We start from the raw sequence: 26,784 nt of genomic DNA, 5'->3' as shown, positions 1-26,784 counted from the left end.
TGCGGTTTCCCATGCCCATGCAATCCAGACTTGCCGCCCTTGCCGCTGCCGTCCTGTTGTCAGCAGGCGCAGCGCACGCCCAGCAGGGCGCCAAGAAGAATGCCGCGCCCGCGCCGGCCGCGCAGCCCGCGCCCGCCCCGACGCAGGCTGACGGGGCTTCCGGAGAGCCCGGCTGGATCGTCCGCTGCACCAGCGCAAGCCGCGACGCGCCGCTCGAATGCGCGATGGAGCAGAACGCGGTGCTGACCAAGACGGGCCAGACCGTCGTCCTGATCAACATCCGCATCGCGCCCGACACCCGCACGCCGATCGCGCTTCTGCAATTGCCGCTCGGCCTCAACCTTCCCGTCGGGGCCAAGCTCCAGGTCGACGAAGGCAAGACGTTCGATCTCCAGATCCAGACCTGCGAGAATCGCGGCTGCTACGCCTCGACCCCGGTTGCGCCGGACCTGCTCGCCGCCTTGCGGTCGGGCAAGCAGCTGAAGGTCTCTTTTCAGAACATGGCCAAGGAGACCATCGCGATCCCGATGCCGCTCGGCGATTTCGCGGCGGCCTACGACAAGATCAAGTAGCGGGCACGCCTCACGTCACGATGTCGCTCGCCCGAAGCAGCGTCGTGAAGCCGCCATAGATCATGCGCTTGCCGTCGAACGGCATGCCCTCGAACTTGATGCGCGGGTCCGCCATCACCTTCTTGTTGATGGCATCGCGGCTCTCGCGGTCCCGATAGACGATCCAGGCGAACACCACGACCTCGTCCTCCTTCGCGATCACAGCGCGCGGAAACGAGGTGAGCTCTCCATAGGGAACGTCGTCGCCGATGCATTCGACGTAGTCGAGCGCGCCGTGCTCCATCCAGATGGCGCAGGCTTGCGTCGCCAGCGCCTTGTAGGCCTCGATATTGTCCTTCGGCACGGCGAGAACGAAACCATCGACATAGGGCATTTGCGGATCTCCTTGGGTTGTCCAGCCCAAGGACGATACAGCGCGCGGCGATCCGACATTGAAATGCAAATGTCAGGTGAGGCAAACCGCCGCGTGTGGTGAGATGGCGATGCATGCCCCGAACGCCTCGCAAGCAAACCCTGGGAACGCGCTCGGAACTGGCTGCCCTTCGTGGATGATTGCGGATATCGGCTGCCCCCATCTCAAGATTGACCTTGACCGTGCCACGTCGCTCCGCTGCTGAGCGAGCGCGGCGGTTCATAGCCCGCGAGGTGGAACCTGCGGAAGAACTCAATGGACTCCGCGCGCTGCAGTGACGTGCCCAGCATCGGGGGATCAGGCCTGATGACCTGCGAATTCCGGCGCTTGACGCGGAGCAAACAGGCCGGCCTGGGCGGCGCGCAGATAGCGCATTTCGCGGGGCCCGACAGCTAAAAATATGCCGATGACGGGCTTCTCGATGCGGGCAGCGTGTGAAACCGCGCCTGTGCTCGACCGTTGCCGGCGCCTGGCGCTCAATCCCGCCTGTCGCTGACGATTGGCCGGACGATCTTGTCGGCCTGGGCGCGTTGGATCGCGCATTCGCGGACGAAAAAGTCGATCAGCGCGCGGACCGAGGGGAGAAGTCCCCGGCGCGACGGGAATACGGCGTGCACGATGCCCGAACGGGGCCTCCAGTCAGGAAGGACGTGGACGAGGCGTCCCGCCTTGATGTCGTCGGCGACAAAGATGGTCGGGAGTTGGACAGCTCCTGCACCGGCAATCGCCGCATCGCGGAGGACTGACATGTCGTCGGTGATCAGGCGCGGCGTATGCGGCACCAAGGTCGCTAGGCCATCTCCATGGTGCAGGTCCCAGGCATGGACCCGATCCGGTCGCTCCTGGTCGAGGCTGGGAAGGCCGTGGAGATCCGCTGGCGATTTTATTGTGCCGTGGATGAGTGAGGATGCAGCCACGAGACACTGGCTGCTTTCATCGAGCCAGCGCATCACGAGATCGCTGGTCTCAAGCGGCGGAAATCGCACACGGATCGAGAGGTCGAATCCTTCGGCGATCACATCGACGCGGCGGTTCGTGCTCTCCAGCCGCACCTGCACGCCGCGCTGCTGCATCATGAAGCGCGCGATCAGTTCGCCGAACTGGAAGGAGAGCAGGCCGCTCGGGCAACTCATGCGCACCACGCCGCGCGGCTCCGCCTGCACCGCGGCGACAATCTGCTCGGCCGCCTCGGCTTCGACGATCATCGCGACGCAGCGCTCATAGAAGTCCTGCCCGATGTCGGTCACCGAGAAGCGACGCGACGAGCGATTGAGGAGGCGAACGCCAAGGCGCTCCTCAAGCAGAAGGATGCGGCGGCTCAGTTTCGATTTCTGAATCCCGAGGGCACGGCCCGCCGGTGCGAAGCCCCCATGCTCAACGACGGAGGCGAAATAGTAGAGGTCATTGAAGTCCTGCATCGTCCTAAGCATAGGACGCTGCGTCGCGTATGGCAATCTTTGAGCTTCATCGTCGCGAGTTTACCCCTCTTCTTGATGAAGAGACGCGGCTCGACGCGTCAGGAGGGCAACATGGCCAAGACGGTACTCGGCCGGTACGGCAATGACCGGCAGCATTGGGTGGGCGACGGTTTTCCAGTGCGCTCGCTCTTTTCGTACAACACGCTGGGCGCGCATATCAGCCCGTTCCTCCTGCTCGACTATGCGGGACCGTATACCTTCGCGCCGACCATGCATCGGCGAGGCGTGAGCGAGCATCCCCATCGCGGCTTCGAAACCGTCACCATCGTTTACGAAGGCGAGGTCGAGCACCGTGATTCCGCCGGCAAAGGCGGGGTGATCGGGCCCGGCGATGTGCAATGGATGACGGCCGCAGGCGGCATTCTCCATGAGGAATATCACTCGGCGGGCTTTGCCAAGGCGGGTGGACCGCTCCGCATGGTGCAGCTCTGGGTCAACCTGCCGGCCAAGGACAAGATGGCACCGGGCGGGTATCAGGGCATCGCGAAGGCGGACATTCCCAACGTCTCGCTCCCGCATGGTGCGGGGAAGGCGCGGGTCATCGCCGGCGCGTATCGCGGCATCAAAGGACCGGCCCACACCTTCACGCCGATCAATGTGTGGGACCTGAGCCTGAAGGCCGATGCGGACCTCACGCTCGACCTGCCCGAGGGGCATACCGCGATGATCGTGGTGTTGACCGGGCATGTCACGGTCGGCCGCAGCCTGGACGCGGGTCCGGCGGAAATGGTGCTGCTCGACCGCAAGGGCAGCGATGTCGTCATTCACGCGAACGGAGAGGCGAAGCTGCTGGTCCTCACCGGCGATCCGATCGACGAGCCGATCGTGGGCCACGGGCCATTCGTCATGAACAGCGAGGCGGAAATCCGCCAAGCCATCGACGACCTCAACAGCGGGCGCTTCGTCACCGCCGCGGCGTGACTAGGGGCCGGACTCACGTGTGGGTCCGGCCCCTTTTCCTTGCGGAAGGGTGTGCGCTCACTCTTCCGCGCGATCCCGGGCTCCGGCCCATTCCCAGCGCAGAACCCCGACCGATAAAGAGAGGCCCAGCAATGGCCAGTGAACCGATCCGCAATCCGCAGACCGACCATCTTCTGACGTCGCAGAACGCGGCATTCATCATCATCGACTATCAGCCGATTCAGGTGTCCTCGATCCGCTCGATTCCGCGCGACGAGCTGGTGTTCAACATCGTGAGCACCGCCAAGGCGGCCGTGCATTACAAGCTTCCGATCGTCCATTCGACGGTCAATGTTGCAACCGGCCGCAACAAGCCACCCATTCAGGAACTGCAGGCCGTCCTCGGGCACCTGCCGACATACGACCGGACCTCGATCAACAGCTGGGAGGACATAGCGTTCAAGCAGGCGGTGAAGGCGATCGGCCGCCGCAAGCTGATCATGACCGCGCTCTGGACCGAAGCCTGCCTGACGTTCCCGGCGCTGGACGCGATCCAGGAGGGCTATGAGGTCTATGTGCCGGTCGACGCGGTCGGCGGGACGTCGCTGGCCGCGCATGAGGCGGCGCTGCGCCGCATCGAGCAGGCCGGTGCCAAGCTGATCAGCCGGGTGCAGATGTATTGCGAGCTCCAGCGCGACTGGGCGCGCGAAGCGACCGTCCCGGGATTCATGGGCGTCTTCGAAAGCTTCGACGGGTTCAACCCCGAGAAAGCTGCGGGAGCAGTTCGATAGCAGGCTACGACCAAGGGGCTTCGCCCTCAAGGGCCCGTGTCGAAGAGAGACACGGGCCGCGCCTGGACGGGTCCAGATGAGCCGCCCCGCCCATACAAGGCGGAGCATATCGGGCGCCTGATATGAGCCCGTGCTCAAATTCGAAGATGAAAGAAAAGGACCACGATGATCCATCTGGACGGGAAGCGCGCGTTGGTGACTGGCGGGGCGCGGGGCATCGGAGCCGCAATTGCCTTGGCGCTGGCTGAGAACGGCGCGCACGTGGCGTTCACCTTTCAGCGTTCGGTCGAACAAGCCAACGCGGTGGTCAAGTCCGTGGAGGCGACAGGACGGCGCTCGGTCGCAATCCAGGCCGACAGCGCGGACCCGGGCGCCATCGTACGCTCCGTGCAAGAAGCCGTCTCGGGGCTCGGCGGACTCGACATCCTCGTCAACAATGCGGCGATCGGTCAGTACGGACTGATCGCTGATCTTGACGTGGCCAAATACCAAACTCTGATGGACGTCAACGTGCGAGCGCCAGTTCTGTTTGCCAAGGCTGTCATTCCCCATCTTTCTGCAGGAGGTCGCATCATCTCGATCGGATCGGGTCTCGGCGAGCGCGTCCCGTTTCCCGGAGTGACCGCCTATGCGATGTCCAAGGCTGCCTTGATCTCCTTTACGCGCGGCTTGTCGCGTGAACTTGGCCCTAGGGGCATCACCGTGAATCTTGTCCAACCCGGGTCGGTAGACACGGATGCCAATCCGGCGGACGGGCCGACTTCCGCTGTCCAGAGGAGTCTTACATCGCTGGGGCGATTCGCTGAGCCGCGCGAAATCGCGAATGCTGTGGTCTTTCTCGCCAGTCCTGCGGCAAGCGTGATCACTGGCGCCACCCTGACCGTTGATGCAGGCGCAATCGCGTAAGGGACGTCAATTGAAGCAACACGGACGCCTCGATTCCTAGAATTTCCTAAAGGAGGAACCCACCATGTCCACTCGTGCGCCCGCTCTTGCCCAGAGGTCGTCTACAGCCGAACCCGCCTCGACGGCATCGCCTTTGGCGGTACTGCGGTCGATCTTGTCGAACCCGACCGATCTGGATTTCGTCAAACAATTTACGACTGATGACTTCATCTATGTATCGCTCAACTATGAACACGCGGAACTGAAGCAGATCATGCCTTGGGCCGGAACAAACAAAGGCACCGAGGGACTGGTTCAGACCTTTATCGACGTCAGTCGTTATTGGACGATAGACGACTTCCAAATTCAGGACAGTTTTGAAAATAAGAACGGCGCCGCGATCTTTGGCTCCTTTACTTACACGTCAAACATTCTGGGTAAAACCGTCACATCACCTTTCGCGGTTCTGGCGCGCGGCGAGAACGGCAAGCTGTCCTACGTGCAGTTTATGGAAGATACCTTTGCAACAGTTCGCAGTTTCAGAGAAAGCGGCGAGTATCTCATCAAAGCAAGTCCAGACGGATCGGAAACCCTCGTCTGACAGCTTATAGCTGCCTACGCGACGCGATCATCGCGATCCCGTTCAGCTGGCGCGCCAAGCTCGGCCAGGGCGCGGCGCTCGACCTCAGCCCGCGATGAGCCGGCCGGAACCGTTGGTGGCCGAGGATCTCGATGCCGTCCTAGCCGCGCGCCGGTGGGCAAGACTCGCTATAGGATCGACGGCGGATACACCTGCGTTTCTTGCTGCGAATGTTTGATCTTTCCGACGAGGGCTATCGCGACGGCGCGCATAACTGGGGTGCCTATCAGGCGGCGGGCGCTCCGGCGTCGATCGAGCGATTCTTCCCGCCGAGCTAGGCCGAGCATGTGAGCCAGCACGAGCGGGCGACGAAGCACGATCATGATGTTCACGCCCGAACGCACCGATTTCGCGGTCAACTCCTCCATCGCGCAGAGGTCTAGTCAGGTTTGGCAAAGCTGCCATTAGAGCGAACCTCTCCGCGAGGGCTCGGATTGGCTTACGCTTGGCTCTTGGCTGTCCCCATCCGGAGCCCGGCTAACAAAATTGTCGGACAGATCGCTGAGGTCATCTCAAAGTGAGCAGAATCGACCGGGTGCGGGGAGTAGTAGATCGTAGATGAGCGTACGTGGGAGCGCGTGGCTGGGGAACCTGGATTCGAACCAAGACAAACAGAGTCAGAGTCTGTTGTGCTACCGTTACACCATTCCCCAACGGAATAGTCGAACAAATTCAAAGACTTAACTGATTTGCTCGACTGTGGCCGGGAAGCGCATCGCGCCAATCGCGGCTCAGGCGTGGCAGCCTTCTACCCGCTCGCATCTGGGCTGGCAAGCGCTGCGGTGGATGGATCGGGGGTCAGGGCGCGCTTGATCAGACGACGATGTGGTCGAAGTCTGCGGCGATCCGGGTGTTCGGGAAGACTTTTGCTGCTTCGGCGAGAATCTCCGCGTCCTCGTAGCGCCCTGACATATGCGTCAGCACGAGCTGTCCGACCTTGTTCGTGGCCGCAAAGGAGGCCGCTTCTGCCGCGGTGAGATGGCCGTAATTCCGCGCGGTCGGCGTGTCGCGATCGAGGAACGTGGCCTCGATCACCAGCATGTCGGCACCGGCCACGTATCGCGACAGCCCATCGGTGGTCTCGGTGTCGCCGATCACGACGAGCTTGCTGCCGCCGCTCGAAGGACCCAGGACGTCTTCCGGATCGATGCTTCGGTTTGCAAGCACGATCGGTCGGCCCGCGGCCAACTCGCCGCGCAAGGGACCGTCGGGGACACCGAGCGCGCCGAGGCGATCAGGCCGAAGGTGACGGCGCGCGGGGCTTTGGAAGACGAAGCCGAAGCTGTCGGTGTCGCGGTGGCGTACCGGAAAACAATCGATGGTGAATTCACCGGCGTCGATGACTTGTCCTTCGGTCAGCGCTGCTAACTCTAAGGCGATCGGCGCCCTGCCCGCGCCCCACAGGCCGGCGAGCATGCGGGTGACGAGGTCGAGCGTGCCCGCGCCGCCGTGAACGGTCATCGTCTCGGACGTCTGCCGCAAGCCGAGCGTCGAGAATAATCCGGGCATGCCGAGCACGTGGTCGAGATGGGCGTGGGTGAGCAGGATGCGGTCGAGCCGCCGGAAGCCGGCGCCGCTGCGCAGCAGCTGGCGCTGCGTGCCCTCGCCGCAATCGACCAGGACGCGCTTGCCTGCGGCTTCCACAAGGAGTGCCGGATGGTTGCGCTCCGCCGAGGGAACGCTCGCCGATGTCCCGAGAAACGTCAGGGCGAACATGGTCGTCGATGTCCAGCGACCGTCCTTCTCCGCGTCGATACGGTTGACGGTCTCACCGTCCCCAATGCCACGCGAGCAGCAGCGCGTACAGGCCCATCGACCCGGCATAGAGCACGGCGAGCAGCACGTACCCCGCGATCTGGCGACTGATCGTCGCCTTCGGCGTCACCCACCAGTCGAGCGCCTTGAAGGCGGCGGGCACCAGCCACCAGCCGAGCAGCTGCGTGCTGACGAGATTGCCGATGAACAGCGACAGCCAGACCGGCACGCCGTTTCTGTCGATCAGGGGCGCGCTGATGAAAGTACCCCAGAGGTAGACCACGGGATAAAGCACCAGGAGAACGATCAGGTTGCTCTTCCAGATGAAACCGGGCCCTTGCTCGGGAGCCTGCGTCTTGCCGGCCGGGAACCAGAAATTGAAGCCGTAGCTCGCCCGTTTCACGTTCATGCCGGCGTTGAAGCGCGCGCCCTCCTTCAGCAGCGTCTGCCGCAACGGCGAGTCGAGCCAGGCATTGAGATTGGCATCGCTGTCGAAAGACAGGATGATGATCCATTCGTCATGCAGGCCCGGAATCGGCCGCTCGACCTTGTGCCGCAGAAATCCCTTGAACTCGGCCTCCGCTGCCTGGATGCGCTGCTGCCATTTCAGGAAGGCGTCCTCGAGTCCATCAGGGACTTTGAATGAGATGACGGCCGAGACCGCGCTGTCGCGCGGGACGCCGGTGTCGGGCAGGATATGGACGTCCTCCGAACCGACGAAGAAGCGCTGCACCTCCGCGATCAACTTCGCCCGCACCTCGCTCTGCAGCCAGGCACGTGCCGCAGCCGGGCTCGCGAAACGCAGGATCGTCACCCAGTCCACATGCGCCGGCGGTTGCGGCGGCACCACTTCAAGGCTGAGGAAGCCTGGCCAGGCCTTGAGCACCTCGCCGACCTCACCGTTCCACCGGGCGAACGCAGCAAAGCCGTCGTCGGCGATGCGGCGCTGAATGACAAGAGCGACCGGCTGGCCGGTTGTTTCAGGAGATGCGCTCATTGGCAGCGGTCCGCCTCAGCCTTTCTTGTAGAGCCGCTTGCCCATCACCCAGGTCTCGTCGACGCAGCGATCGTCGCCGACCATCATGATGGCGAACAGCATGCTCGCGGCCTCGTCCATCGTGCGCGGGCCGGCGCCGTCGGCGATCAGCGATTGATGCCACGCTTGCGCGACCTGCCCGCCGTTCGGATCGAGCGCGACGAAATCGGCCTCCTTGCCCGGCTCGAAGTTGCCGAGCTTGTCGTCGATGTAGAGGCCTTCGGCGCCGCCGAGCGTGATCGACCAGAAACCGCGATAGGGCGAGAGCTTGTTGCGCTCGGCTTCCGCGAGGTCCTTGCGCGCGGGATCGATGCTGCCGTCGAGCAGCGTGTTGTTGCACATGCCGACCTTGTAGGCGTCGTCGAGCACGGAGATCATCGAGAAGCGGTTGCCGCCGCCGACATCGGTGCCGAACGACATCTTGACGCGATGCTCGGGATCGGTGGCGCGGCCGAGGCGGAACAGGCCACTGCCGAGGAACAGATTCGAGCACGGGCAGAACACCACCGCCGCGCCCTTCTTCGACATGCGGCGGAACTCGTTGTTGGAGAGATAGACGCCGTGGCCGCCGGAGAATTTCGGACCGACCAGGTCGAACTTCTCGTAGACACCGAGATAATCCTGGCAGTCCGGATGCTCGACCAGCACGCCGCTGCATTCGGCCGGATTCTCGGAGATATGGGTGTTGACCCAGCAGTCCGGATGCTCGTGCTTGAGACGCTGACACGCTCTCAGCAATTCCGGCGAGGCACCAAAGGCGAAGCGCGGCGTGATGGCGTAGAGATTGCGGCCCTTGTTGTGGTACTGCGCGATCAGCCGCTTGCTGTCGCGATAGAAATTTTCCGGCGTATCGATGAAATCGGCCGGCGCGTTGCGATCGATCCCGGTGAGGCCCGCGATGACGCGCATGTTGCGCCTGCTCGCTTCCTCGAACAACTCCTCGGTCGAAACAGGCGAGGAGCTCGTGAAGGCTTGGCAGGTGGTGGTGCCTGAGGCGAGCAGCGCATCGAGGAAACGCTTCACGCCCTCGCGCGCGTAGTCGCGATCCCGGTATTTGAGCTCTTCCGGGTAGACCCATTTCTGCAGCCACGGCAGGAGCTGCTCACCATAGGCCCCTAACACGCGCGTCTGCGGCAGATGGATGTGGCCGTCGATGAAGCCGGGAACGATGATGCGGTCCTTGATGTGGGTGACCTCGACGCCCGGATGGGCGGCGGCAATCTTGTCATAAGGACCGAACGCCTTGATCACGCCGTCAGTGACGACCATGAGACCATCCTGGTGAAAGCGCGCGGCGGCCGGCTCGTTGCCGACGTGCTTCCAGGGATCGTCGACGAAATCGAAGAACGTGCCGCGAATTCCGACCGTGGTCATGATTTGGTTCCTTATTTAACTGTGTGTCGCTTGGCGCGCCGACGGCAGCGAGATCGCGAGCAGCGTCCCCGCTATGGCGCAGAGCCCGAGATAAAGCCATCCGATCGGCGCCTGTGTCGCTTCGGGCAACACCGCCGTGATCGCCATGGCACCGCTCACGGCGAGATAGCAGAGCGCGCTGATGAGGCCGCCAACCAGGCCATGGTCGCGTTCGAACAGGCCAAGCGCCATGCCGTACATCATCGGGCACAGCACGCCGCAGCCGCCGAGCACCAGCGCGCCGCCGATCGTGATCGACGTAAAATCCAGACCTAGGGTCATGCCCGTTACGCTCAGGACCGCAGAGCCGGCGAGGAACAGCGCGAAGGCGCCGAAGCCCAGCAAGCGCGCCGGCATGACGCGCGCGAAATGCGCGCAGCCGAGCTCGCCGGCGAGATTGACCCCGCCAAGCCCGAGTGCGACGAGGCCGTAGATGGCCGCCGAATAGCCGAGACCGGTCTGGTAGAAGAACGGCGCGACGACGCCGAACGCCAGCTGCGCGCTGGCCGCCGCGGCAAACACCAGCACGAAGGCGAGGAAGCCCGGGCGGACCAGCGCATCGCGCAAAATACCGGCAGTGCGGCGCGGATCGAACGGCGCGCGCCGCTCTGCCGGCAATGTTTCGGGCAGAAGAAATGCGACGATCGCGGCGACGATCGCCGCGGCGACGGCAATGACGACGAAGACGCCGCGCCACGAGGTCAGCTCGACGATGAAGCCACCGGCTGCCGGCGCCAGCACCGGCGCAAGGCCCCAGGCGGCACCCAACAAGCCGGAGATCGCGGTGAGCTCGCGGCCGCGGAAACAATCGGCTGCGACCGCATAGGCGACGACGAGACAAGTGCAGCCGCCGATGCCTTGCAGGAAGCGCAAGCCGAGCAGCAGCGAGGCGCTGGTGGCCATCGCACAGGCGATGCTCATCGCGATCAGGACCGACAGGCCTGCGAGCAGCACGTTGCGGCGGCCGAGAGTGTCCGAGGCGATGCCGACCGGCACCAGCGCCAGAGACATGCCGAGCATGTAAGCGGTAACGGTATTCTGCATCGACGCCGAGTCAGCTGTGAGATCCACCACCATCTGCGGCAGGCCGGGCGTGTAGGCATCGAGCGGAATCTGGCTGAACGGCACGACGCACAACAGGATCGGCACGATCCCAATCCTGGCGCGACCGGCGTCCGAAGCAAGTGCAGTCATGGCTTACGGTCCCTCGACTCCCGCCGGTCCCGTCTTTTCGTGCGCGCAATGAGACACGATGCAGGCTGCGGATATTGACGCGCGGAACGTGCCAGAACTGTATGTAAAAACTCTTAGGGGTTCCCGTATCGATACGGTTTGCGGCGCTGGATGATCAGGCTCCGGGCACGCTCAAACAAAAATGCGAAAACAACCCCATGCACAGTACGAATCATTGAAGAATTTCGCACCGCATGGTGCGGGTCCTGCCGGCGAAGGCCGTTTGACACGTCGGGCAGAACAGGCGCAAAGTTGCATGATCGCCGATCGTGAATCCGCAACTCGCGCCGACGCCGTTAACCGGTCGGAAGCCATGGCTGCTATCAAACGTGAGCCGGCCTCGACATCGGCACCACTGTCGATGGCGCGAGGCTGAACTCTATGCACGCGCCCGATCGCAGTTTGCACGAGGCCATGCTTGTCCGGCAGATGGATCGAGCCACGGCAGGCATCGGCAATCGAGGTTGGAAATGACTCTCCTCAGAAGTGACGGCGTGTGGTTGAACGAACCGAAACGATGGACGGCAGAGGACGATCGCCTCCAGGTCGTGACGGACAAAGGCACCGATTTCTGGCGAGAAACCCACTACGGCTTTTATCGTGACAGCGGGCATTTCCTGGGCTTTCCAACCGGCGAGGCATTCACCGCCAGCTTACGTGTACAGGGCGACTTCCAGGCGCTCTACGATCAGGCGGGCATCATGGTGCGCATCGACGCGCGACATTGGGTCAAGGCCGGCATCGAACTGTCGGACGGCCGCGCCATGCTTGCAAGCGTGCTAACCGACGGGCGATCGGACTGGGCAACGGCACCCTATGAGCATGATGCCGGAGACTTCTGGGTCCGCGCAACCGTCGCCGACGGCGTCCTTCGTCTACAAGTCTCGGCCGATGGCAAGACCTGGCCTCTCATGCGGCTAGCGCCGTTTCCGGCAGCAAGCTCCTATCTTGTGGGCCCGATGGCCTGCACGCCCGAGCGGGCGGGACTGGAAGTCGTGTTCTCGAACTTTCGTCTGACACCGCCGCTTGGAAAGGACCTTCACGACCTGAGCTAAGCGGCCTTGCGATCTATCGCGCTCCCGAGCGGGCAGATCGTCGTTCAGCGCAGGCCACTCGTCTCTACCCCCTGGCCGACTGCGCTTCCACGGCCTGCACGGCGACATCAGCGACCTGCCGCAGCGCTTCACGATCGGCGCCTGAAGACGCCATCACGCCCATGCCGACCGCCACCGCCGAGACATAGCGCGCGAGCGCGGCCGGATCGGCGCTCTCCTTGAGATCGCCCTCCGCCTTGGCGCGGATGAAGCGGTCGCGGAGCTGGTCCTCGTTCTGGGCGCGGCGCGCGGCGAGCTCGAACGGGACGTTCTCGGAGCCGGTGCCGCAGGCGATGCCGCCCTGCACGAGCAGGCAGCCGGGCGGATTGGCGGGATCGGTCTGCTTGTCGGCGATGCCCATCAGCATCCGCTCCGCCACCTCGCGAGCGGTGGGCGCTGCGACCACCTCGTCCATCCAGATGTTGCGCAGCGTGGTGTAGCGGTCGAGCGCAGCCTTCAGCAGGCCTTCCTTGTTGCCGAAGCAGGCGTAGAGACTGGGCGGATTGATGCCCATGGCCTCCGTGAGCTGGGCAATGGTCGCGCCCTCATAGCCATGGCGCCAAAACACTTCCATCGCCTGGTCCAACGCCGTTTCGGCGTCGAATTCGCGGGGGCGTCCCATGCCCATGTGCCTGTCTCCTCGGATTCGGCGTGCTGTCTCAGCCTAACGCCGGATCCTATCTATTTGTCCTAGCTTTCTTTTTCTTGTGTCTTCCAATCGTCGCGGTATCGGCGTACAATTTTCTTAGTGATTGGTACATAAGTATCTTGCACTGCGGTATCCAGCTCCACATCTGTAGTGAACACTACATATCTGGAGCGCGCAAATGCATCCCTCCCAAAATACCTCCCGCACCGGCCATTTCCGCCGCCTTCTGGGCGGCGTCGCCATCGTGGGCGCCCTCGCCGCGGCCGGCTCGATCGTGACCGGCCGCTATTTTCATGCGGCGCAAGCGACCGCACCGGCGGCCGCAGCTGAACAAGCCGTTTCCGTCACCGTCGCGATGATCGAGCCGCGGCAGACCGTGCTGTGGGACGATTTCTCCGGCCGGCTCGAGGCGATCAACCGTGTCGAGCTCCGCCCCCGCGTTGCGGGTGCGATCATGTCGGCGAACTTCACCGAGGGCGCGCTGGTGAAGGCCGGCGACGTGCTGTTCAAGATTGATCCCGCCCCCTATGCGGCCGAGGTCGACAAAGCTGCCGCCCAGCTCGAGGCCGCCAAAGCGCGCGTCGTCTTCACCCAAAGCGAGCTCGAGCGTGGCGCACAGCTCGTCGGCAACGCCGTGGTCACCCGGCGGGACTACGACCAGCGCGACAACGCCAATCGCGAAGCAATCGCCAACGTCAAGGCGGCCGAGGCGACGCTGCAGACCGCAAAGCTCAATCTCGACTACACCGAAGTGCGCGCCCCCGTGGATGGCCGCGTCGGCAAGATCGAGGTCACCGTCGGCAATCTCGTCGCCGCCGGCACCGCCTCGCCGGTGTTGACCTCGCTGGTCTCGGTCAATCCGATCTACGCCTCGTTCGATGCGGACGAAGAGGTGGTGCTGCGCGCGCTGAACTCGATCGCCGATGCTTCCGGGCAACGCGGCAAGCTCGACCAGATCCCGGTCGAGATGACGACCTCGGGCGGCTTGTCCGCGAAGGGCAACATCCAGCTGATCGACAACCAGGTCAACGGCCAGAGCGGCACCATCCGTGTCCGCGCGGTGTTCCGCAACGACGATGGGCGTCTCATCCCCGGCCAGTTCGCGCGCGTGCGCATGGGCCAGCCGAAGCAACAGGCGCTGGTGATGATCGACGAGCGCGCGATCGGCACCGACCAGGACAAGAAGTTCGTGATGGCAGTCGGCGACGACAGCCGCGCCGTCTACCGGCCGGTCACGCTCGGCGGCGCGGTCGATGGGCTTCGCATCGTCACCTCGGGCCTGAAGTCCGGCGACCGCATCGTCGTCAATGGTCTGCAACGCGTGCGTCCGGGAGCCCTCCTCAAGACGGAGGTGGCGGCGATGGGCGCACGGGGGCCGCAGCAGGCGTCGAACCACAGCAACCAGGACGTGGTGCAGCGTTAATGCACCCCGTCATCCCGGGGCGCGCATCGCGCGAACTACGGTGCGCAATTGCGCACCTGAGAATCTCGAGCGTACGAAACTCCGAACACATCACCTCTGGATTCCGGGTTCGCGCTTCGCGCGCCCCGGAATGACGAGTGGAGGTCTCGGAGAACATCAGGATATTGCCCAGGGGCAAGGCCATGAATCTGTCAAAGTTCTTCATCGATCGTCCGATTTTCGCCGGCGTGCTGTCGGTCCTGATCTTCCTTGCCGGCCTGATCTCGCTGTTCGCGATGCCGATCTCGGAATATCCGGACGTCGTGCCGCCCTCCGTCGTGGTGCGCGCGACCTATCCCGGCGCCAACCCCAAGGTTATCGCGGAGACAGTGGCGACCCCGATCGAGGAGCAGATCAACGGCGTCGAGAACATGCTCTACATGTCGAGCCAGGCGACCACCGACGGCGCGATGACGCTGACGGTGACGTTCCGGCTCGGCACCGATCCCGACAAGGCGACGCAGCTGGTGCAGAACCGCGTGCAGCAGGCCGAGCCGCGTCTGCCGGCCGTCGTGCGCCAGCTCGGCATCATCACCAAGAAGTCCTCGCCCGACCTCACCATGGTGGTGCATCTGTTGTCGCCGAACGGCCGCTACGACATGACGTATTTGCGCAACTATGCCGTGCTCAACGTCAAGGACCGGCTGGCGCGGATCGACGGCGTCGGCGACGTCCAGCTCTATGGCGCCGGCGACTATTCGATGCGGGTCTGGGTCGATCCGCAGAAGGCGGCCGAGCACGGCCTGACCGCAAGCGACATCGTGCGCGCCATCCAGGCGCAGAACGTCGAGGCTGCCGCCGGCGTGGTCGGCTCCTCTCCGAACGTCAAAGGCATCGATCTCCAGCTCTCGGTCAATGCCGAAGGCCGGCTCGCCAACGAGGAGCAGTTCGGCGACATCGTGGTCAAGACCGGCACGCGCGGCGAGGTCGTTCGTCTGCGCGATGTCGCGCGCATCGAGCTCGGCGCGTCCGAATACGGCCTGCGCTCGCTGCTCGACAACAAGCATGCGGTGGCAATCCCGATCTCCCAGGCGCCCGGCTCCAACGCGCTGCAGATCTCCGACAACGTCCGCGCCACCATGGCGGAGATCAAGAAGAACATGCCGGAGGGCGTGTCCTACCAGATCGTCTACGACCCGACTCAGTTCGTTCGCTCCTCGATCGAAGCCGTCATCCACACGCTGTTGGAAGCCATCGCACTCGTGGTGCTGGTGGTGATCCTGTTCCTCCAGACCTGGCGGGCTTCGATCATCCCCCTGCTGGCCGTGCCGGTGTCGATCGTCGGCACCTTCGCCGTGATGCACGTGTTCGGCTTCTCGATCAACGCGCTCACCTTGTTCGGCCTGGTGCTCGCTATCGGCATCGTTGTCGACGACGCCATCGTCGTGGTCGAGAACGTCGAGCGCAACATCGAGTCCGGGCTGTCGCCGCGCGATGCCACCTATCAGGCCATGCGCGAGGTCTCGGGCCCGATCATCGCGATCGCGCTGGTGCTGATCGCGGTGTTCGTGCCGCTCGCCTTCATCTCCGGCCTCACGGGACAGTTCTACAAGCAGTTCGCGCTAACGATCGCGATCTCGACGGTGATCTCGGCCATCAATTCCCTGACGCTATCTCCGGCGTTGTCGGCGCTGCTGCTCAAGGGCCACAACGAGCCGAAGGACTGGCTGACGCTGATCATGGAGAAGAGCCTCGGCTGGTTCTTCCGCGGGTTCAACAAGGCGTTCACGCGGTCCTCGGAGAACTACAGCGGCAGCGTCGGCAAGGTGATCTCGCGTAAGTCCGCGATGATGGGCCTTTATGTGGTCCTCGTCGGACTCACCGCATTTCTGTTCCAGCAGGTGCCGAGCGGCTTCGTGCCGGGCCAGGACAAGCAATATCTGGTCGGCTTCGCCCGCCTGCCCGACGGCGCCACGCTCGACCGCAGCGAAGAGGTGATCCGCAGGATGAGCGACATCGCGCTGACCCAGCCCGGTGTCGAGAGCTCGGTGGCCTTCCCGGGCCTGTCGATCTCCGGCTTCACCAACTCATCCAATGCCGGCATCGTGTTCTCGACGCTGAAGCCGTTCGACGAGCGCAAGGATCCCTCGCTCAGCGGCCCTGCGATCGCGGCCGAGCTGAACAAGAAATATGCCGGCATCCAGGAAGCCTTCATCGCCATGTTCCCGCCGCCGCCGGTCAACGGCCTCGGCACCATCGGCGGCTTCAAGCTGCAGATCGAGGACCGCGCCGGTCTCGGCTATGACGCCCTGAACGAGGCAACCACCGCCTTCATGGCGGCGATGCAGAAGGCGCCGGAGATCGCGGGCGTGTTCTCCAGCTTCCAGGTCAACGTGCCCCAGCTGTTCGCCGACATCGACCGCACCAAAGCGCTGCAGCTGGGCGTGCCCGTCACCGAGGTGTTCAACACGCTGCAGATCTACCTCGGCTCCTACTACGTCAACGACTTCAACAAGTTCGGCCGCACCTATTCGGTCCGCGTCCAGGCCGATGCGCCGTTCCGCGCCCGCGCCGACGACATCAGGCAGTTGAAGGTGCGCTCGTCGTCCGGCGACATGGTGCCATTGTCGGCGCTGCTCAATATCCGCCAGAGCGCGGGGCCGGAGCGCGCGATCCGCTACAACGGCTTCCTCTCGTCCGATATCAACGCGGCGGCTGCGCCGGGCTTTTCATCGGGCCAGGCGCAGGAAGCGGCGACGCGGATCGCGGCGGAGGTGCTGCCGCCGGGCTTTGCCTTCGAATGGACCGACCTGACCTATCAGGAGTTCATCGCCGGCAATTCCGGCATCTGGGTGTTTCCGCTGGCGATCCTGCTGGTGTTCCTGGTGCTGGCCGCGCTCTATGAGAGCCTGACCCTGCCGCTGTCGATCATCATGATCGTGCCGATGGGCTTGCTCGCCGCGATGTTCGGCGTCTGGATCTCCAAGGGCGACAACAACGTCTTCACCCAGATCGGCCTCATCGTGCTGGTCGGCCTCTCCGCCAAGAACGCGATCCTGATCGTCGAATTCGCGCGCGAGCTCGAATTCGCCGGGCGCACGCCGATCCGGGCTGCGATCGAAGCCAGCCGCTTGCGGCTACGCCCGATCCTGATGACGTCGATGGCGTTCATCATGGGCGTGCTGCCGCTGGTGCTCTCGACCGGCGCGGGCTCGGAGATGCGGCGCGCCATGGGCGTTGCCGTGTTCTCGGGCATGATCGGCGTCACCGTGTTCGGCCTGTTCCTGACGCCGGTGTTCTATGTGCTGCTTAGAACCGTCACCGGCATGAAGCCGCTGGTTCATCACGGCAGCGACATCAGCGCAGCGCCGGTCCAGGGGCCTGCCGAGTGAACAGCGTCCCGCCGCGGCACGCCCCCGGCGGGACCATCATTTCCGGTTCTCCTCGCAGAATTTCAGCGCCGCCAGCGCCTCGCCGGCCCGCGGGATCTGCATCTCGATGCTGTCATCGTCGTCGTCCTCGAAGTCCAGCGTGAGGCGCTTGGCCTTCGCGAGGCGGTCCATGATCGACTGGTCGTATGCGAAGATGCCGCGCACCGTCGTCTTGTCCATGACCTCCCACTTGGCCTTCTTCATGATGTCGGCATCGTCGGTGCCGACATCGGCCCGGAGGATCTCACCGGCCTTGTCCCATTCCCAACCGTCGTAGATCATCACGATCACGATCGCCTGCTCGGAATAGGTGATCACGATGACGTACTCACGGTTCTCGTCATCCTTGTCCTTGTAGCCGCGGCTGGCATTGCAATGGGTGTCCTGCGCCCGCTTCTCGATGGTCCAGTCGCCGACCTTGGATTGTTGCGCAAGCGCGGGCCTCGAGCTCGAGGCGGTTGCGCTCAAGACGCAAGCGAGAATTCTGGCGGCAAGAAGAGATCGTTTCATGTCGGCCTCCAGCGCGTTCCCCGCGCCGAGATGACCACCTCTCCCGGCGGCTCGCAAGAGGGCGAGGCGAACGGCGGGCGGCCGTCCTATCCCCGCCGCGGCACGATCGCGATCGGAGTGAAGGTGTAAACCTCCTCGCCGTTCTGGTTGAACATGGTCCATTTCACCAGCGCGATGCCTTGCGGCTTCGATTTCGACGGCGTCAGGCTCATGACCTCGCCGACCAGATGCAGGCGGTCGTTGGGCCGCACCGGCATGGTCCAGCGCAGGCCGTCCACCCCGGCGCCGATCAGCGGATGCGGGCCGAACGGACGGGTCTGGATCGCAAGGTTCATCGCGATCGCGGCGGTGTGCCATCCCGAGGCGGCAAGCCCCTTGAACAGGGTCTGCTTCGCCGCCTCGTGGTCGAGATGCATCGGCTGCGGATCGAACTCGGCGGCAAAGCGCTTGATGTCGGCCTCGGTGACCACGACTTCGGGGGATTTGAACTGCATTCCGATGGTGAGATCGTCGAACCACTCGACCTGCGCCATGATTTTGCCTCGCAAAATGACGTGCCGCTCCCGAAGAGACGGCTCAAAATCGACTGAGCCATGAGGGATATAGCGGGCCCGCAGCGCACAAACCAGCGCAAGGTTCCTGACGAAACCCCTTTCCCGATGCGACGAAACACGCCTGAAACAGATGGCCGCTTAAGTAGTTGTCAAAATAAATACAGGGACGGCCACCATGCAGTTCATCCTCGACCTGATCTACGAATATTCGTGCTGCCAGAATCTCGTTGCCCAGCCGCTGCGGGAGGACGAGCTATGATCGAGCTGATCTCAGCCCTGCTCGCGCTGTGCAGCATCGGCGTCTTCGCGGCGCATGCGTTCGACGCTTACCGCACTACGCATTCCTGACCGTTCTGACGCTAAAGCGCGATGCGATTAGGATGAATCGTCATCGCGCTTTAGGTTGTTGTTTGAGCATGATCCTTTTGGAAAACCGCTCCGCACTTTTCCTCCGGATCATGCTCTAGAAAGGTCGCCGGTAGAAGTGCTCGGAATGCGTCGCCGGCGGAAACCGGTTGGCGAGCGCAAGCGCCCCTCTCTCGTCCGTCTCGAGCGCGATCTTCTGCGCCAACATCACATCGCCCGGTACCAGGAAGCCTGACGGGACGAAGCACCACCCCATCGTCGCGCGCCCCTCACTATCGACCTCGTGGACGTTGGCGGCTGTGCCGTAGTGGATGCGATAGGTCCGGCCGGTGTCGCAACCGACGACGTCGAAATACCGAAACTGCTCGAATTGAGCGCGCTGCGCCGGTGACAGCCATTCGGCCAGAAGCCGGCGGCCGCGCGCATCCGGCGTGTTCTCGCCGAAGAAGCGGCGATAGAGTTCACGCAGCGCATGCAGGCGCGCACGCGCCGGCGCGCGGAGCCAAACTGCCGCGATCATGAGCAGCTCAGATCAACCGCCGACCAGGCGGGGATAGAACAGCGTTTCCTGCGCGGTCGGATCGAACGATCGGATCCGGGTCACTTCGCCGGGTCCGGTTCGAAGCGCGGCGGTGAAGCCCGCTCCGGTCAGCTCACGAAAGCGCCGTTCGGCTCGCGCCAGCGCCTCGGCGTTGCCAGGATCAAACTCGTGGCGCGTATCGCCAGTTTGGTCCATCACGATCTGGGTAGCCATGTTGAGTCTCCTCATGCCCAGCCCTGAACTTGATCAAAGCAAACCTCGTGCCGTCGGTTCCAGAAGGCAACAACTTTCTCTCGCCGTCGCATCACACGTCGCTGAGCAAGAGCTCAGCGTGAGGCCGCAGCACTCCCGCCCTCGTCGATCTGCCGGCCCATCAGCGCGATCGCCTTCTGATAGACACCAGCGGCATTCCAAGCCTCGATGGCAGCGAAATTGGGCTCGCCCGGCTGGTATCCGGCTCCCGCACGCCAACCATGGGCTTTGAGGAAATTCGCGGTCGAGTTCAGCGCATTGGCCGCAACTTCGAGATTGCCGGTGCCGTAGGCCAGAATGCTCTTGGGCATGAACTGGGTCTGGCCGACCTCGCCATGCATGGAGCCGCGGGTCGATCCCGACAGCGTACCGCGGTCGATCAGCTTCAGGGCGGCATAGAGCTGGTCGGTGAAGAATTCGGGACGGCGGCAGTCATAGGCGAGGGTCGCAATCGACGACAGCATGTTCTGGTTGCCGCGCTGGCTGCCGAAGCCGGTCTCCATGCCCCAGATCGCGATCAGCGGCCCGGGCGGGACGCCATAGCGCTGCTCGATCGAGGCGAACAAGGCGGCCTGCGACTGCTTGAGCTGCCGGCCCTTGGCGACGATGGTGGTGGCGCCGCGCTTGGCCAGGAACTGGTCCAGCGTCAGCGAGAAGCTGCGCTGGCCGCGGTCGGCCGCGATCGTGGCGCTGGCATAGTTCGTTTGCATCAGCGCCGACAGCGCGGTGGGGCCGATGCCCTTGCCCTGCGCCTCCGCGCTGAACTCGCGCTTCCAGGCCTCGAAGCCGGCCGGCGAGCTGCCGCATTGCGCGGCCTCGGCGGAGGATGCCAGGCAACCGAGCAGCGTCATTGCGCCAAGAACCGCTCCCGCAACAGCCCTGCCCCTGATCATGCCCGACCTCTCCTGTCCTGTACCGCTCGGCGGCGCAATCTTACCCGCTGGAATGCGCCGACTCCATGGCCCGATCATAGGACAATTCGAGGCCTTCCAGGTTGCCCTCTTTGCGCCATTTGTCGAGCAGCCGCAGGAATGCCACCGGCCCGCGCCAATATTGGCTGTTTCTTGCCGCGATCGGATCGAACACGCCTTCGTTATTGTAGTAGCCCGGCGTGCATTCGGCCAGATAGGTCTGCCGACCGAGCGCGGCCTTGACGACCTCCTCGACCCAGGCGTTCTCGGCCGCAAGCGTCGGCTCCAGGGTGCGTGCGTTGCGCTCGCGCGCCTGCTTGATGACATAGGCGATGTGCTGCGACTGCTCGTCGATGATGTGCGGAAAATTGGCGCTCTGGCCGGCCTGCACGGTGACGATCAGGAAGCAGTTCGGAAAGCCGCGGCTGTAGAAGCCGTGCAGCGTCTTGACGCCGTCCTGCCAGCGCTCGGACAGGCTCATGCCGTCGCGGCCATAGACCTCGAAGCCCATTCGGCGCGCGTAATCGGTGCCGACCTCGAAGCCGCTGGCATAGATCAGGCAGTCGAGCTCGTAGGCCTTGCCGCCGGCGACGACGGCATTCTCGGTGATGCGTTCGACGCCCTTCCCCCCGGTATCGACGAGATGCACGTTGGGACGGTTGAAGGTGTCCAGATATTCGTCGTGGAAGCAGGGCCGCTTGCAGAACGCCTTGTACCAGGGCTTGAGCGCAGTCGCGGTCGCCTCGTCCTTGACCACGGTGTCGACGCGCGCGCGGATCTCCTCCATCTTGCGGTAGTCGGCCTGCTCGATGACCTTCAGCGCTTCCTCAATCGAGGTCACCGGCTGCTTTTGCCGGCGCGGTGCCAGCAGGATTTCGCCGAGCAGGCCGGTCCAGCCGTCCTGCACCAGGTCCTGCTCGAACGGCTCGCCTGAAATCACGGCGGTAAAATTGTCCATGCGCTCGCGCTGCCAGCCTGGCTTGAGGCTCTGCGCCCAGGCCGGGTCCGTCGGACGATCGTCGCGAACGCCGATTGCGGACGGCGTGCGCTGGAACACATAGAGCTCCTTGGCGGAGCGGCCGAGATGCGGCACGCATTGCACGGCGGTGGCGCCGGTGCCGATGATGCCGACGCGCTTGCCGGCAAGACCGGTCAGGCCACCATCCGCGTTGCCGCCGGTGTAGCCGTAATCCCAGCGGCTGGTGTGAAAGCTGTGACCTCTGAACGTCTCGATGCCGGCAATGCCCGGCAGCTTCGGACGGCTCAGCGGACCGCCGGCGAGGATGACGAAGCGCGCGCGGATCTGGTCGCCCCTGTTCGTCTCGACCAGCCACCGCGCCTCATGCTCCTGCCAGGTCATCCGCGAGATGACGGTCTGAAACAGCGCGCGCTCGTACAGGTCGAAATGACGGCCGATGCGGCGCGAGTGCTCGTAGATCTCCGGCGCCCGGGCATATTTGCGCACGGGCATGTAACCGGTCTCTTCCAGCAACGGCAGGTAGATATAGCTCTCGGTATCGCAGGCGGCGCCGGGATAACGATTCCAGTACCAGGTGCCGCCGAAGTCGGCGGCCTTTTCCACGATACGAAAATCCGCGATGCCGGCCTCGCGCAATCGCGCGCCACACAGCAGGCCGCCGAAGCCACCGCCGACGATGAGCACTTCGGTCGCTTCGTCGACGGCCGCGCGCGCAAATCCGGGATCGGCCCAGGGGTCGTCGAGATAACGGCCGAACTCGCCCGCAACCTCGACATACTGCGCCTTGCCCTCGGCGCGCAGACGGCGGTCGCGCTCGTCGCGATAACGGGCACGGAGGGCGGAAATATCGACCGTAGAAGCGCCGCTTGCATCGGTCTTGTGTCTTTCCGCTGACATTCGATTCCTCCCGCGCATGCTGCTTCGCCGGCAGCTCACCGCACGTTAGCGCCGAAAAAGCGCGGCATGCAATCACGCTGATTGTTTTTTGCGTGAACGCTGCGTGACGTTCCGCTAACCTCGAGCGCAAATCACGAGCCACGCAACGACGTGACCATCCGGAGGGAGACCATGCAGGGATTGATGATGGACATGCCGCTGCTGATCAGCGGCCTGATCCAGTATGCGGCCGATTATCATGGCGAAGCCGAGATCGTCGCACGCGAGATCGAGGGCGACATTCATCGCTACACCTACGCCGACGCCCATCCGCGCATCAAGCGCATGGCGCTGGCGCTGAAGCGGCTAGGCATGAAGCAAGGCGACCGCGTCGGAACGCTGGCCTGGAATACACACCGGCATTTCGAGATGTTCTACGCCGCGCCGGGCATGGGCTACGTGCTGCACACGGTCAATCCCAGGCTGTTTCCCGAGCAGCTCGTCTACATCATCAACCATGCCGAGGACCGCCTGCTCTACATCGACCGCGCCACGCTGCCGATCGTGGAGGCGATCGCGCCCCAGCTAACGACGGTCGAAGCCTATGTCGTGATGTCCTCGCGCGAGCGGATGCCGGAGACGAAGCTCGCGAACGTGCATTGTTACGAAGAGCTTCTGGAACGCGAGAACGATGCCGGCTTCGCCTGGCCGGAGTTCGACGAGAAGTCTGCCTCGACGATCTGCTACACGTCGGGCACGACGGGCAATCCAAAGGGCGTAATCTACTCGCACCGCGCCGCGATCCTGCAGACCATGACCTGCTGCAATTTCGACTTCCTGCCGGGACATGTCGAAGGTGTGCGCGAGGTGATGATGCCGATGGCGCCGCTGTTCCACGGCAATGGCTGGAACATGCCGTTCACAGCGCCCTATACGGGATCGAAGCTCGTGCTGCCCGGCCGCAACTACGAGCCGGACAAGCTCTATGAATTGCTGGAAGGCGAGAAGGTGACGCTGTCGGCGGGCGTGCCGAGCTTCTGGCTGATCCTGCTCGATTGGCTCGGGCGGACCGGCAACAAATTCTCGACCTTGCGCGCGACGTTGTCGTCAGGCTCGGCCCCGCCGCGCGCGATGGTGGAGAAGCTCAAGCGCGAGTACAATGTCGATTACATCCAGGCCTGGGGCATGACCGAGGCGCTGGGCTGCTCGATGCCGGGCCTGCGGCCCGGCTCGGAGCATCTCAGCGAGAAGGAGAGATTCGACCGGCGCCAGGTCTCCGGCCGCGCCTGCTTCGGCACCGCCTTGCGCATCGTCGATGATGCCGGCAACGAGCTGCCGCGCGACGGCAAGACCGTCGGCCATCTGCGCGCCCGTGGCCCCTGGGTCGCCTCCGGCTACATGAAGCTGGACGAAGGCCTCGACCGCGACGGCTGGCTGATCACCGGCGACATGGCCGTGATCGACCCACAAGGCCACGTCACGCTGACCGACCGTTCCAAGGACGTGATCAAGTCCGGCGGCGAGTGGATCTCCTCGATCCAGCTCGAGGACATCGCCCTGTCCCACCCCGACGTGCTGCAAGCGGCCGTCGTCGCGATCAGCCACGAGAAATGGCAGGAGCGCCCCCTGCTCCTCGTCGTCCGCAAGAAGGGCGCGACCGTCGACGGCAAGGCGCTGCTCGAGCATATGCGTCCGAAGATCGCGAGCTGGTGGCTGCCGGACGCCGTCGAATTCCTCGACGAATTTCCGATGACCGGCACCGGCAAGGTGCTGAAATCCGCTCTGCGCGATAGGTTCAAAGAGTACCGGGTCGCGTGACCCGCTCGCCGTCGATCAAGGAGACCAGAAAATGCTCTATCCGATGTCGCCGAAAGTCGTCGAGCTCAAGCGCAGGCTCGAAAGCTTCATGGACCGGCACATCTATCCGAACGAGGAGCGCTTCTACCGCGAGGCTGAAGAGCTCGGGCCGTGGAAGGTCTATCCGGTCGTCGAGGAGCTTAAGCCGCTGGCGCGCGCGGAGGGGCTGTGGGATCTGTTTCTGCCCGAGAGCGATCACGGCGCGGGCCTCTCCAATCTCGAATACGCGCCACTGTGCGAGGTGATGGGCCGTTCGCACCTTGCTCCTGAAGTCTTCAACTGCTCGGCGCCCGACACCGGCAACATGGAGGTGCTGGAGCGTTACGGCAGCGAGCAGGACAAGGAGCGCTGGCTGAAGCCGCTGCTCGCGGGCGAAATCCGCTCCTGCTTCGCCATGACCGAGCCGGCGGTCGCATCATCCGATGCGACCAACATCGAGAGCTCGATCGTACGGGACGGCCACCATTACGTCATCAACGGGCGCAAATGGTACACCACCAACGCGACCGACCCTCGCTGCAAGATCTGCATCTTCATGGGCAAGACCGACCCCGACAATCCCGACCGTCACAAGCAGCAATCCATGATCCTGGTGCCGATGGACACGCCGGGCATCGAGGTCAAGCGTCCCCTGCCCGTGTTCGGCTTCTACGGCGTGCCCGACCGCGCCTCCGAAGTGGTGTTCACCAATGTGCGCGTGCCCAAGGAAAACATGCTGCTCGGCGAGGGCCGCGGCTTCGAGATTGCGCAGGGCCGTCTCGGGCCCGGCCGCATCCATCATTGCATGCGGCTGATCGGCCTTTCCGAACGCACGCTGGAGAAGATGTGCCGCCGCGTGCGGAGCCGGGTCGCCTTCGGCAAGCCGGTCTCGGAGCAGACGGTGACGCAGGAGCGCATTGCGGAGGCGCGCATCATGATCGAGCAGGCGCGGCTACTGACGCTGAACGCGGCCCATGCGATGGACACGGTCGGCAACAAGGTGGCGAAGGCAGAGATCGCAATGATCAAGGTCGCCGTGCCCAACATGGCCTGTCAGATCATCGACTGGGCCATTCAGGCCCATGGCGGCGGCGGCACCTCGAACGATTTCGGCCTGACGCAGGCCTACGCCACCGCGCGCTTGCTGCGACTTGCCGATGGACCCGATGAGGTCCATCGCAACCAGATCGCGCGGCTCGAGCTGAAGAAATACTCGAACGCGTAAGAAAGGCGCTCTTCCTTCGCTTCAGTTCACCACATAGACGTCAGGATCGGCGCTCGAGCTCGGTTTCTTGAAGGCGTTGCGCAAGGCCGATGACATTGGGACGTTGTAGTTGAGGCCGTTCGGCGGCGTCGGCGATTGCAGCCATTTCTTGTAGAGCACCTCGATCTCGGGGCTGGCATAAAGCTCCGCGGTGGCGCGATCGGCGAGCGCCTTGAACGGCGCATCCTCTCGCCGCAGCATGATGCCGTAGGGCTCGGGCTTGGAGAACGCCTCCTCGCTGATCATGTAAGCTTGCGGCTCCTTCGACCGCGCGATCGCGACCGCGAGCTGGACGTCGTCGAGCGCGTAGGCCTGGGCGCGGTCGGTCTCCAGCAGCAGGAATGCCTCGGCCTGGTCCTTGGCCGGCATGATGTTGATGCCGAGATTGCGCTCGGTGTTGACCTTGGCGAGCTGCGTCAGGTTCACGGATCCCGCGACCGCCGTGACCGCCTTGCCCTTGAGATCGTCGATGGTCTTGATGCTCGCCGCCTTCCTGGCCGCGAACCGCGTCGCGCTGAGGAAGTGCGTGTTGGTGAAGGCGACCTGCTTCTGGCGGTCGGCATTGTTGGTGGTCGCCGAGCAATGCAGGTCGAGCGTGCCGTTGACCATCAAAGGAATCCGGTTCGAGGACGTCACCGCGACAGTCTCGACCGAAATGTCTGATATGCCGAGCTGCTTCTTCACGGCTTCGACGATACGAAGGCAGATGTCCATGGCAAAGCCGACCGGCTTCTGGTTGCCGTCGAGATAGCTGAATGGGACGGAGGCCTCCTGATAGCCCAGCGTGATCTTCTTGGTCTCCTTGATCTTCTGGAGCGTGCCAGCGAGGTCTTCGGCTGACGCCGCGCCTGCAAGACTTGTCAGGGCAAGGAAAAGAACGGGTAGACGCATCAGTTGCTCCTCAATGGGGTCGTCGGCCTTATCGCGAGGGGGGTGATAACCGACACATGCAGCGTCCGCCAGACGGGACAGCGACTACCAGCTATCGCGCTTTTCAATACTGG

At 63.8% G+C, this 26,784-nt stretch carries 25 protein-coding genes and 1 tRNA gene; 10 read left to right on the top strand and 16 right to left on the bottom strand.

Features of this window, described 5'->3' with window-relative positions:
* Positions 1-11 precede the first annotated feature (11 nt).
* Positions 12-572 carry an invasion associated locus B family protein gene (locus I6F12_RS07230; protein ID WP_192893240.1) on the top strand — a complete coding sequence of 187 codons (561 nt, stop codon included), beginning with the start codon at positions 12-14 and terminating at the stop codon, positions 570-572.
* Positions 573-582: 10 nt separating this feature from the next.
* Here the strand turns inward: I6F12_RS07230 and I6F12_RS07225 are convergent, their stop codons facing one another.
* Together I6F12_RS07225 and I6F12_RS07220 are read right to left on the bottom strand one after the other, a co-directional pair.
* Positions 583-945, bottom strand: coding sequence for a DUF1428 family protein (locus I6F12_RS07225; protein ID WP_036001227.1), 363 nt, complete (start codon positions 943-945; stop codon positions 583-585).
* Between the two features lie 515 nt (positions 946-1,460).
* The gene (locus I6F12_RS07220) at positions 1,461-2,402 is read right to left on the bottom strand and encodes a LysR substrate-binding domain-containing protein (RefSeq protein WP_225155864.1); all 942 of its coding nucleotides are present in this window, start codon (positions 2,400-2,402) and stop codon (positions 1,461-1,463) included.
* A gap of 111 nt (positions 2,403-2,513) precedes the next feature.
* Here I6F12_RS07220 and I6F12_RS07215 point away from each other — a divergent pair, with 111 nt between their 5' ends.
* The 4 genes from I6F12_RS07215 to I6F12_RS07200 all read left to right on the top strand — a co-directional run bounded on the left by I6F12_RS07215 (position 2,514) and on the right by I6F12_RS07200 (position 5,639).
* A complete protein-coding gene (locus I6F12_RS07215; RefSeq protein WP_225156131.1) occupies positions 2,514-3,383 on the top strand; it encodes a pirin family protein in 870 nt (289 codons plus the stop codon).
* A 131-nt stretch (positions 3,384-3,514) separates the two neighbouring features.
* Positions 3,515-4,153 (top strand): hydrolase, encoded by a 639-nt coding sequence (locus I6F12_RS07210; protein WP_225155863.1) that lies wholly within the window; start codon positions 3,515-3,517, stop codon positions 4,151-4,153.
* A 165-nt stretch (positions 4,154-4,318) separates the two neighbouring features.
* Complete coding sequence (locus I6F12_RS07205; protein WP_225155862.1) at positions 4,319-5,059, top strand: SDR family oxidoreductase; 741 nt, start codon at positions 4,319-4,321, stop codon at positions 5,057-5,059.
* A gap of 64 nt (positions 5,060-5,123) precedes the next feature.
* The gene (locus I6F12_RS07200) at positions 5,124-5,639 is read left to right on the top strand and encodes a nuclear transport factor 2 family protein (RefSeq protein ID WP_225141492.1); all 516 of its coding nucleotides are present in this window, start codon (positions 5,124-5,126) and stop codon (positions 5,637-5,639) included.
* 167 nt (positions 5,640-5,806) lie between these two features.
* Here the strand turns inward: I6F12_RS07200 and I6F12_RS07195 are convergent, their stop codons facing one another.
* From I6F12_RS07195 to I6F12_RS07170, 6 genes are all read right to left on the bottom strand, one after another.
* Positions 5,807-6,046, bottom strand: coding sequence for a hypothetical protein (locus I6F12_RS07195; protein WP_225155861.1), 240 nt, complete (start codon positions 6,044-6,046; stop codon positions 5,807-5,809).
* 211 nt (positions 6,047-6,257) lie between these two features.
* A tRNA-Gln gene (locus tag I6F12_RS07190) sits at positions 6,258-6,331 on the bottom strand.
* A gap of 160 nt (positions 6,332-6,491) precedes the next feature.
* Positions 6,492-7,394: a ribonuclease Z gene (gene rnz / locus I6F12_RS07185; protein ID WP_225155860.1), complete on the bottom strand. Its 903-nt coding sequence runs from the start codon at positions 7,392-7,394 to the stop codon at positions 6,492-6,494.
* 52 nt (positions 7,395-7,446) lie between these two features.
* Positions 7,447-8,430 carry an antibiotic biosynthesis monooxygenase gene (locus I6F12_RS07180; RefSeq protein WP_036001231.1) on the bottom strand — a complete coding sequence of 328 codons (984 nt, stop codon included), beginning with the start codon at positions 8,428-8,430 and terminating at the stop codon, positions 7,447-7,449.
* A gap of 15 nt (positions 8,431-8,445) precedes the next feature.
* A complete protein-coding gene (gene guaD, locus I6F12_RS07175; protein ID WP_036022398.1) occupies positions 8,446-9,843 on the bottom strand; it encodes a guanine deaminase in 1,398 nt (465 codons plus the stop codon).
* Between the two features lie 15 nt (positions 9,844-9,858).
* Positions 9,859-11,076: a multidrug effflux MFS transporter gene (locus tag I6F12_RS07170; RefSeq protein ID WP_225155859.1), complete on the bottom strand. Its 1,218-nt coding sequence runs from the start codon at positions 11,074-11,076 to the stop codon at positions 9,859-9,861.
* Between the two features lie 509 nt (positions 11,077-11,585).
* Here I6F12_RS07170 and I6F12_RS07165 point away from each other — a divergent pair.
* On the top strand, positions 11,586-12,170 hold the full coding sequence (locus tag I6F12_RS07165) for a DUF1349 domain-containing protein (RefSeq protein ID WP_036001240.1): 585 nt from the start codon (positions 11,586-11,588) through the stop codon (positions 12,168-12,170).
* 64 nt (positions 12,171-12,234) lie between these two features.
* Here the strand turns inward: I6F12_RS07165 and I6F12_RS07160 are convergent, their stop codons facing one another.
* Positions 12,235-12,837, bottom strand: coding sequence for a TetR/AcrR family transcriptional regulator (locus I6F12_RS07160; protein WP_225155858.1), 603 nt, complete (start codon positions 12,835-12,837; stop codon positions 12,235-12,237).
* Positions 12,838-13,036: 199 nt separating this feature from the next.
* On the opposite strand from I6F12_RS07160, the gene I6F12_RS07155 reads away from it, so the two are divergent.
* Positions 13,037-14,281, top strand: a complete 1,245-nt coding sequence (locus I6F12_RS07155) for an efflux RND transporter periplasmic adaptor subunit (protein WP_036001246.1) — start codon at positions 13,037-13,039, stop codon at positions 14,279-14,281.
* Positions 14,282-14,463: 182 nt separating this feature from the next.
* A complete protein-coding gene (locus I6F12_RS07150; protein ID WP_036001401.1) occupies positions 14,464-17,652 on the top strand; it encodes a multidrug efflux RND transporter permease subunit in 3,189 nt (1,062 codons plus the stop codon).
* 36 nt (positions 17,653-17,688) lie between these two features.
* Here I6F12_RS07150 and I6F12_RS07145 read toward each other — a convergent pair whose 3' ends face one another.
* The 6 genes from I6F12_RS07145 to I6F12_RS07120 form a co-directional block, all read right to left on the bottom strand.
* Complete coding sequence (locus tag I6F12_RS07145) at positions 17,689-18,201, bottom strand: hypothetical protein (protein WP_225155857.1); 513 nt, start codon at positions 18,199-18,201, stop codon at positions 17,689-17,691.
* Between the two features lie 86 nt (positions 18,202-18,287).
* Positions 18,288-18,734 carry a MaoC family dehydratase gene (locus tag I6F12_RS07140; protein WP_036001252.1) on the bottom strand — a complete coding sequence of 149 codons (447 nt, stop codon included), beginning with the start codon at positions 18,732-18,734 and terminating at the stop codon, positions 18,288-18,290.
* A gap of 484 nt (positions 18,735-19,218) precedes the next feature.
* On the bottom strand, positions 19,219-19,641 hold the full coding sequence (locus I6F12_RS07135) for a hypothetical protein (protein ID WP_036001255.1): 423 nt from the start codon (positions 19,639-19,641) through the stop codon (positions 19,219-19,221).
* Positions 19,642-19,653: 12 nt separating this feature from the next.
* The gene (locus I6F12_RS07130) at positions 19,654-19,875 is read right to left on the bottom strand and encodes a hypothetical protein (protein ID WP_007592399.1); all 222 of its coding nucleotides are present in this window, start codon (positions 19,873-19,875) and stop codon (positions 19,654-19,656) included.
* 113 nt (positions 19,876-19,988) lie between these two features.
* Positions 19,989-20,807 (bottom strand): lytic murein transglycosylase, encoded by an 819-nt coding sequence (locus tag I6F12_RS07125; RefSeq protein WP_036001257.1) that lies wholly within the window; start codon positions 20,805-20,807, stop codon positions 19,989-19,991.
* A 40-nt stretch (positions 20,808-20,847) separates the two neighbouring features.
* Positions 20,848-22,701 carry an NAD(P)/FAD-dependent oxidoreductase gene (locus tag I6F12_RS07120; protein WP_225155856.1) on the bottom strand — a complete coding sequence of 618 codons (1,854 nt, stop codon included), beginning with the start codon at positions 22,699-22,701 and terminating at the stop codon, positions 20,848-20,850.
* A gap of 171 nt (positions 22,702-22,872) precedes the next feature.
* Here I6F12_RS07120 and I6F12_RS07115 point away from each other — a divergent pair, with 171 nt between their 5' ends.
* Both I6F12_RS07115 and I6F12_RS07110 read left to right on the top strand, forming a co-directional pair.
* Positions 22,873-24,498 carry a long-chain fatty acid--CoA ligase gene (locus I6F12_RS07115; RefSeq protein ID WP_225155855.1) on the top strand — a complete coding sequence of 542 codons (1,626 nt, stop codon included), beginning with the start codon at positions 22,873-22,875 and terminating at the stop codon, positions 24,496-24,498.
* Positions 24,499-24,529: 31 nt separating this feature from the next.
* A complete protein-coding gene (locus I6F12_RS07110; protein ID WP_225155854.1) occupies positions 24,530-25,741 on the top strand; it encodes an acyl-CoA dehydrogenase family protein in 1,212 nt (403 codons plus the stop codon).
* Between the two features lie 21 nt (positions 25,742-25,762).
* Here I6F12_RS07110 and I6F12_RS07105 read toward each other — a convergent pair whose 3' ends face one another.
* Positions 25,763-26,671 carry an amino acid ABC transporter substrate-binding protein gene (locus I6F12_RS07105; protein WP_036022387.1) on the bottom strand — a complete coding sequence of 303 codons (909 nt, stop codon included), beginning with the start codon at positions 26,669-26,671 and terminating at the stop codon, positions 25,763-25,765.
* Between the last annotated feature and the right edge of the window lie 113 nt (positions 26,672-26,784).

This window comes from Bradyrhizobium sp. IC4059 (assembly GCF_020193615.1).
Classification (GTDB): Bacteria; Pseudomonadota; Alphaproteobacteria; order Rhizobiales; family Xanthobacteraceae; genus Bradyrhizobium; species Bradyrhizobium yuanmingense.
This window is presented reverse-complemented; position numbering and strand designations above follow the sequence as displayed.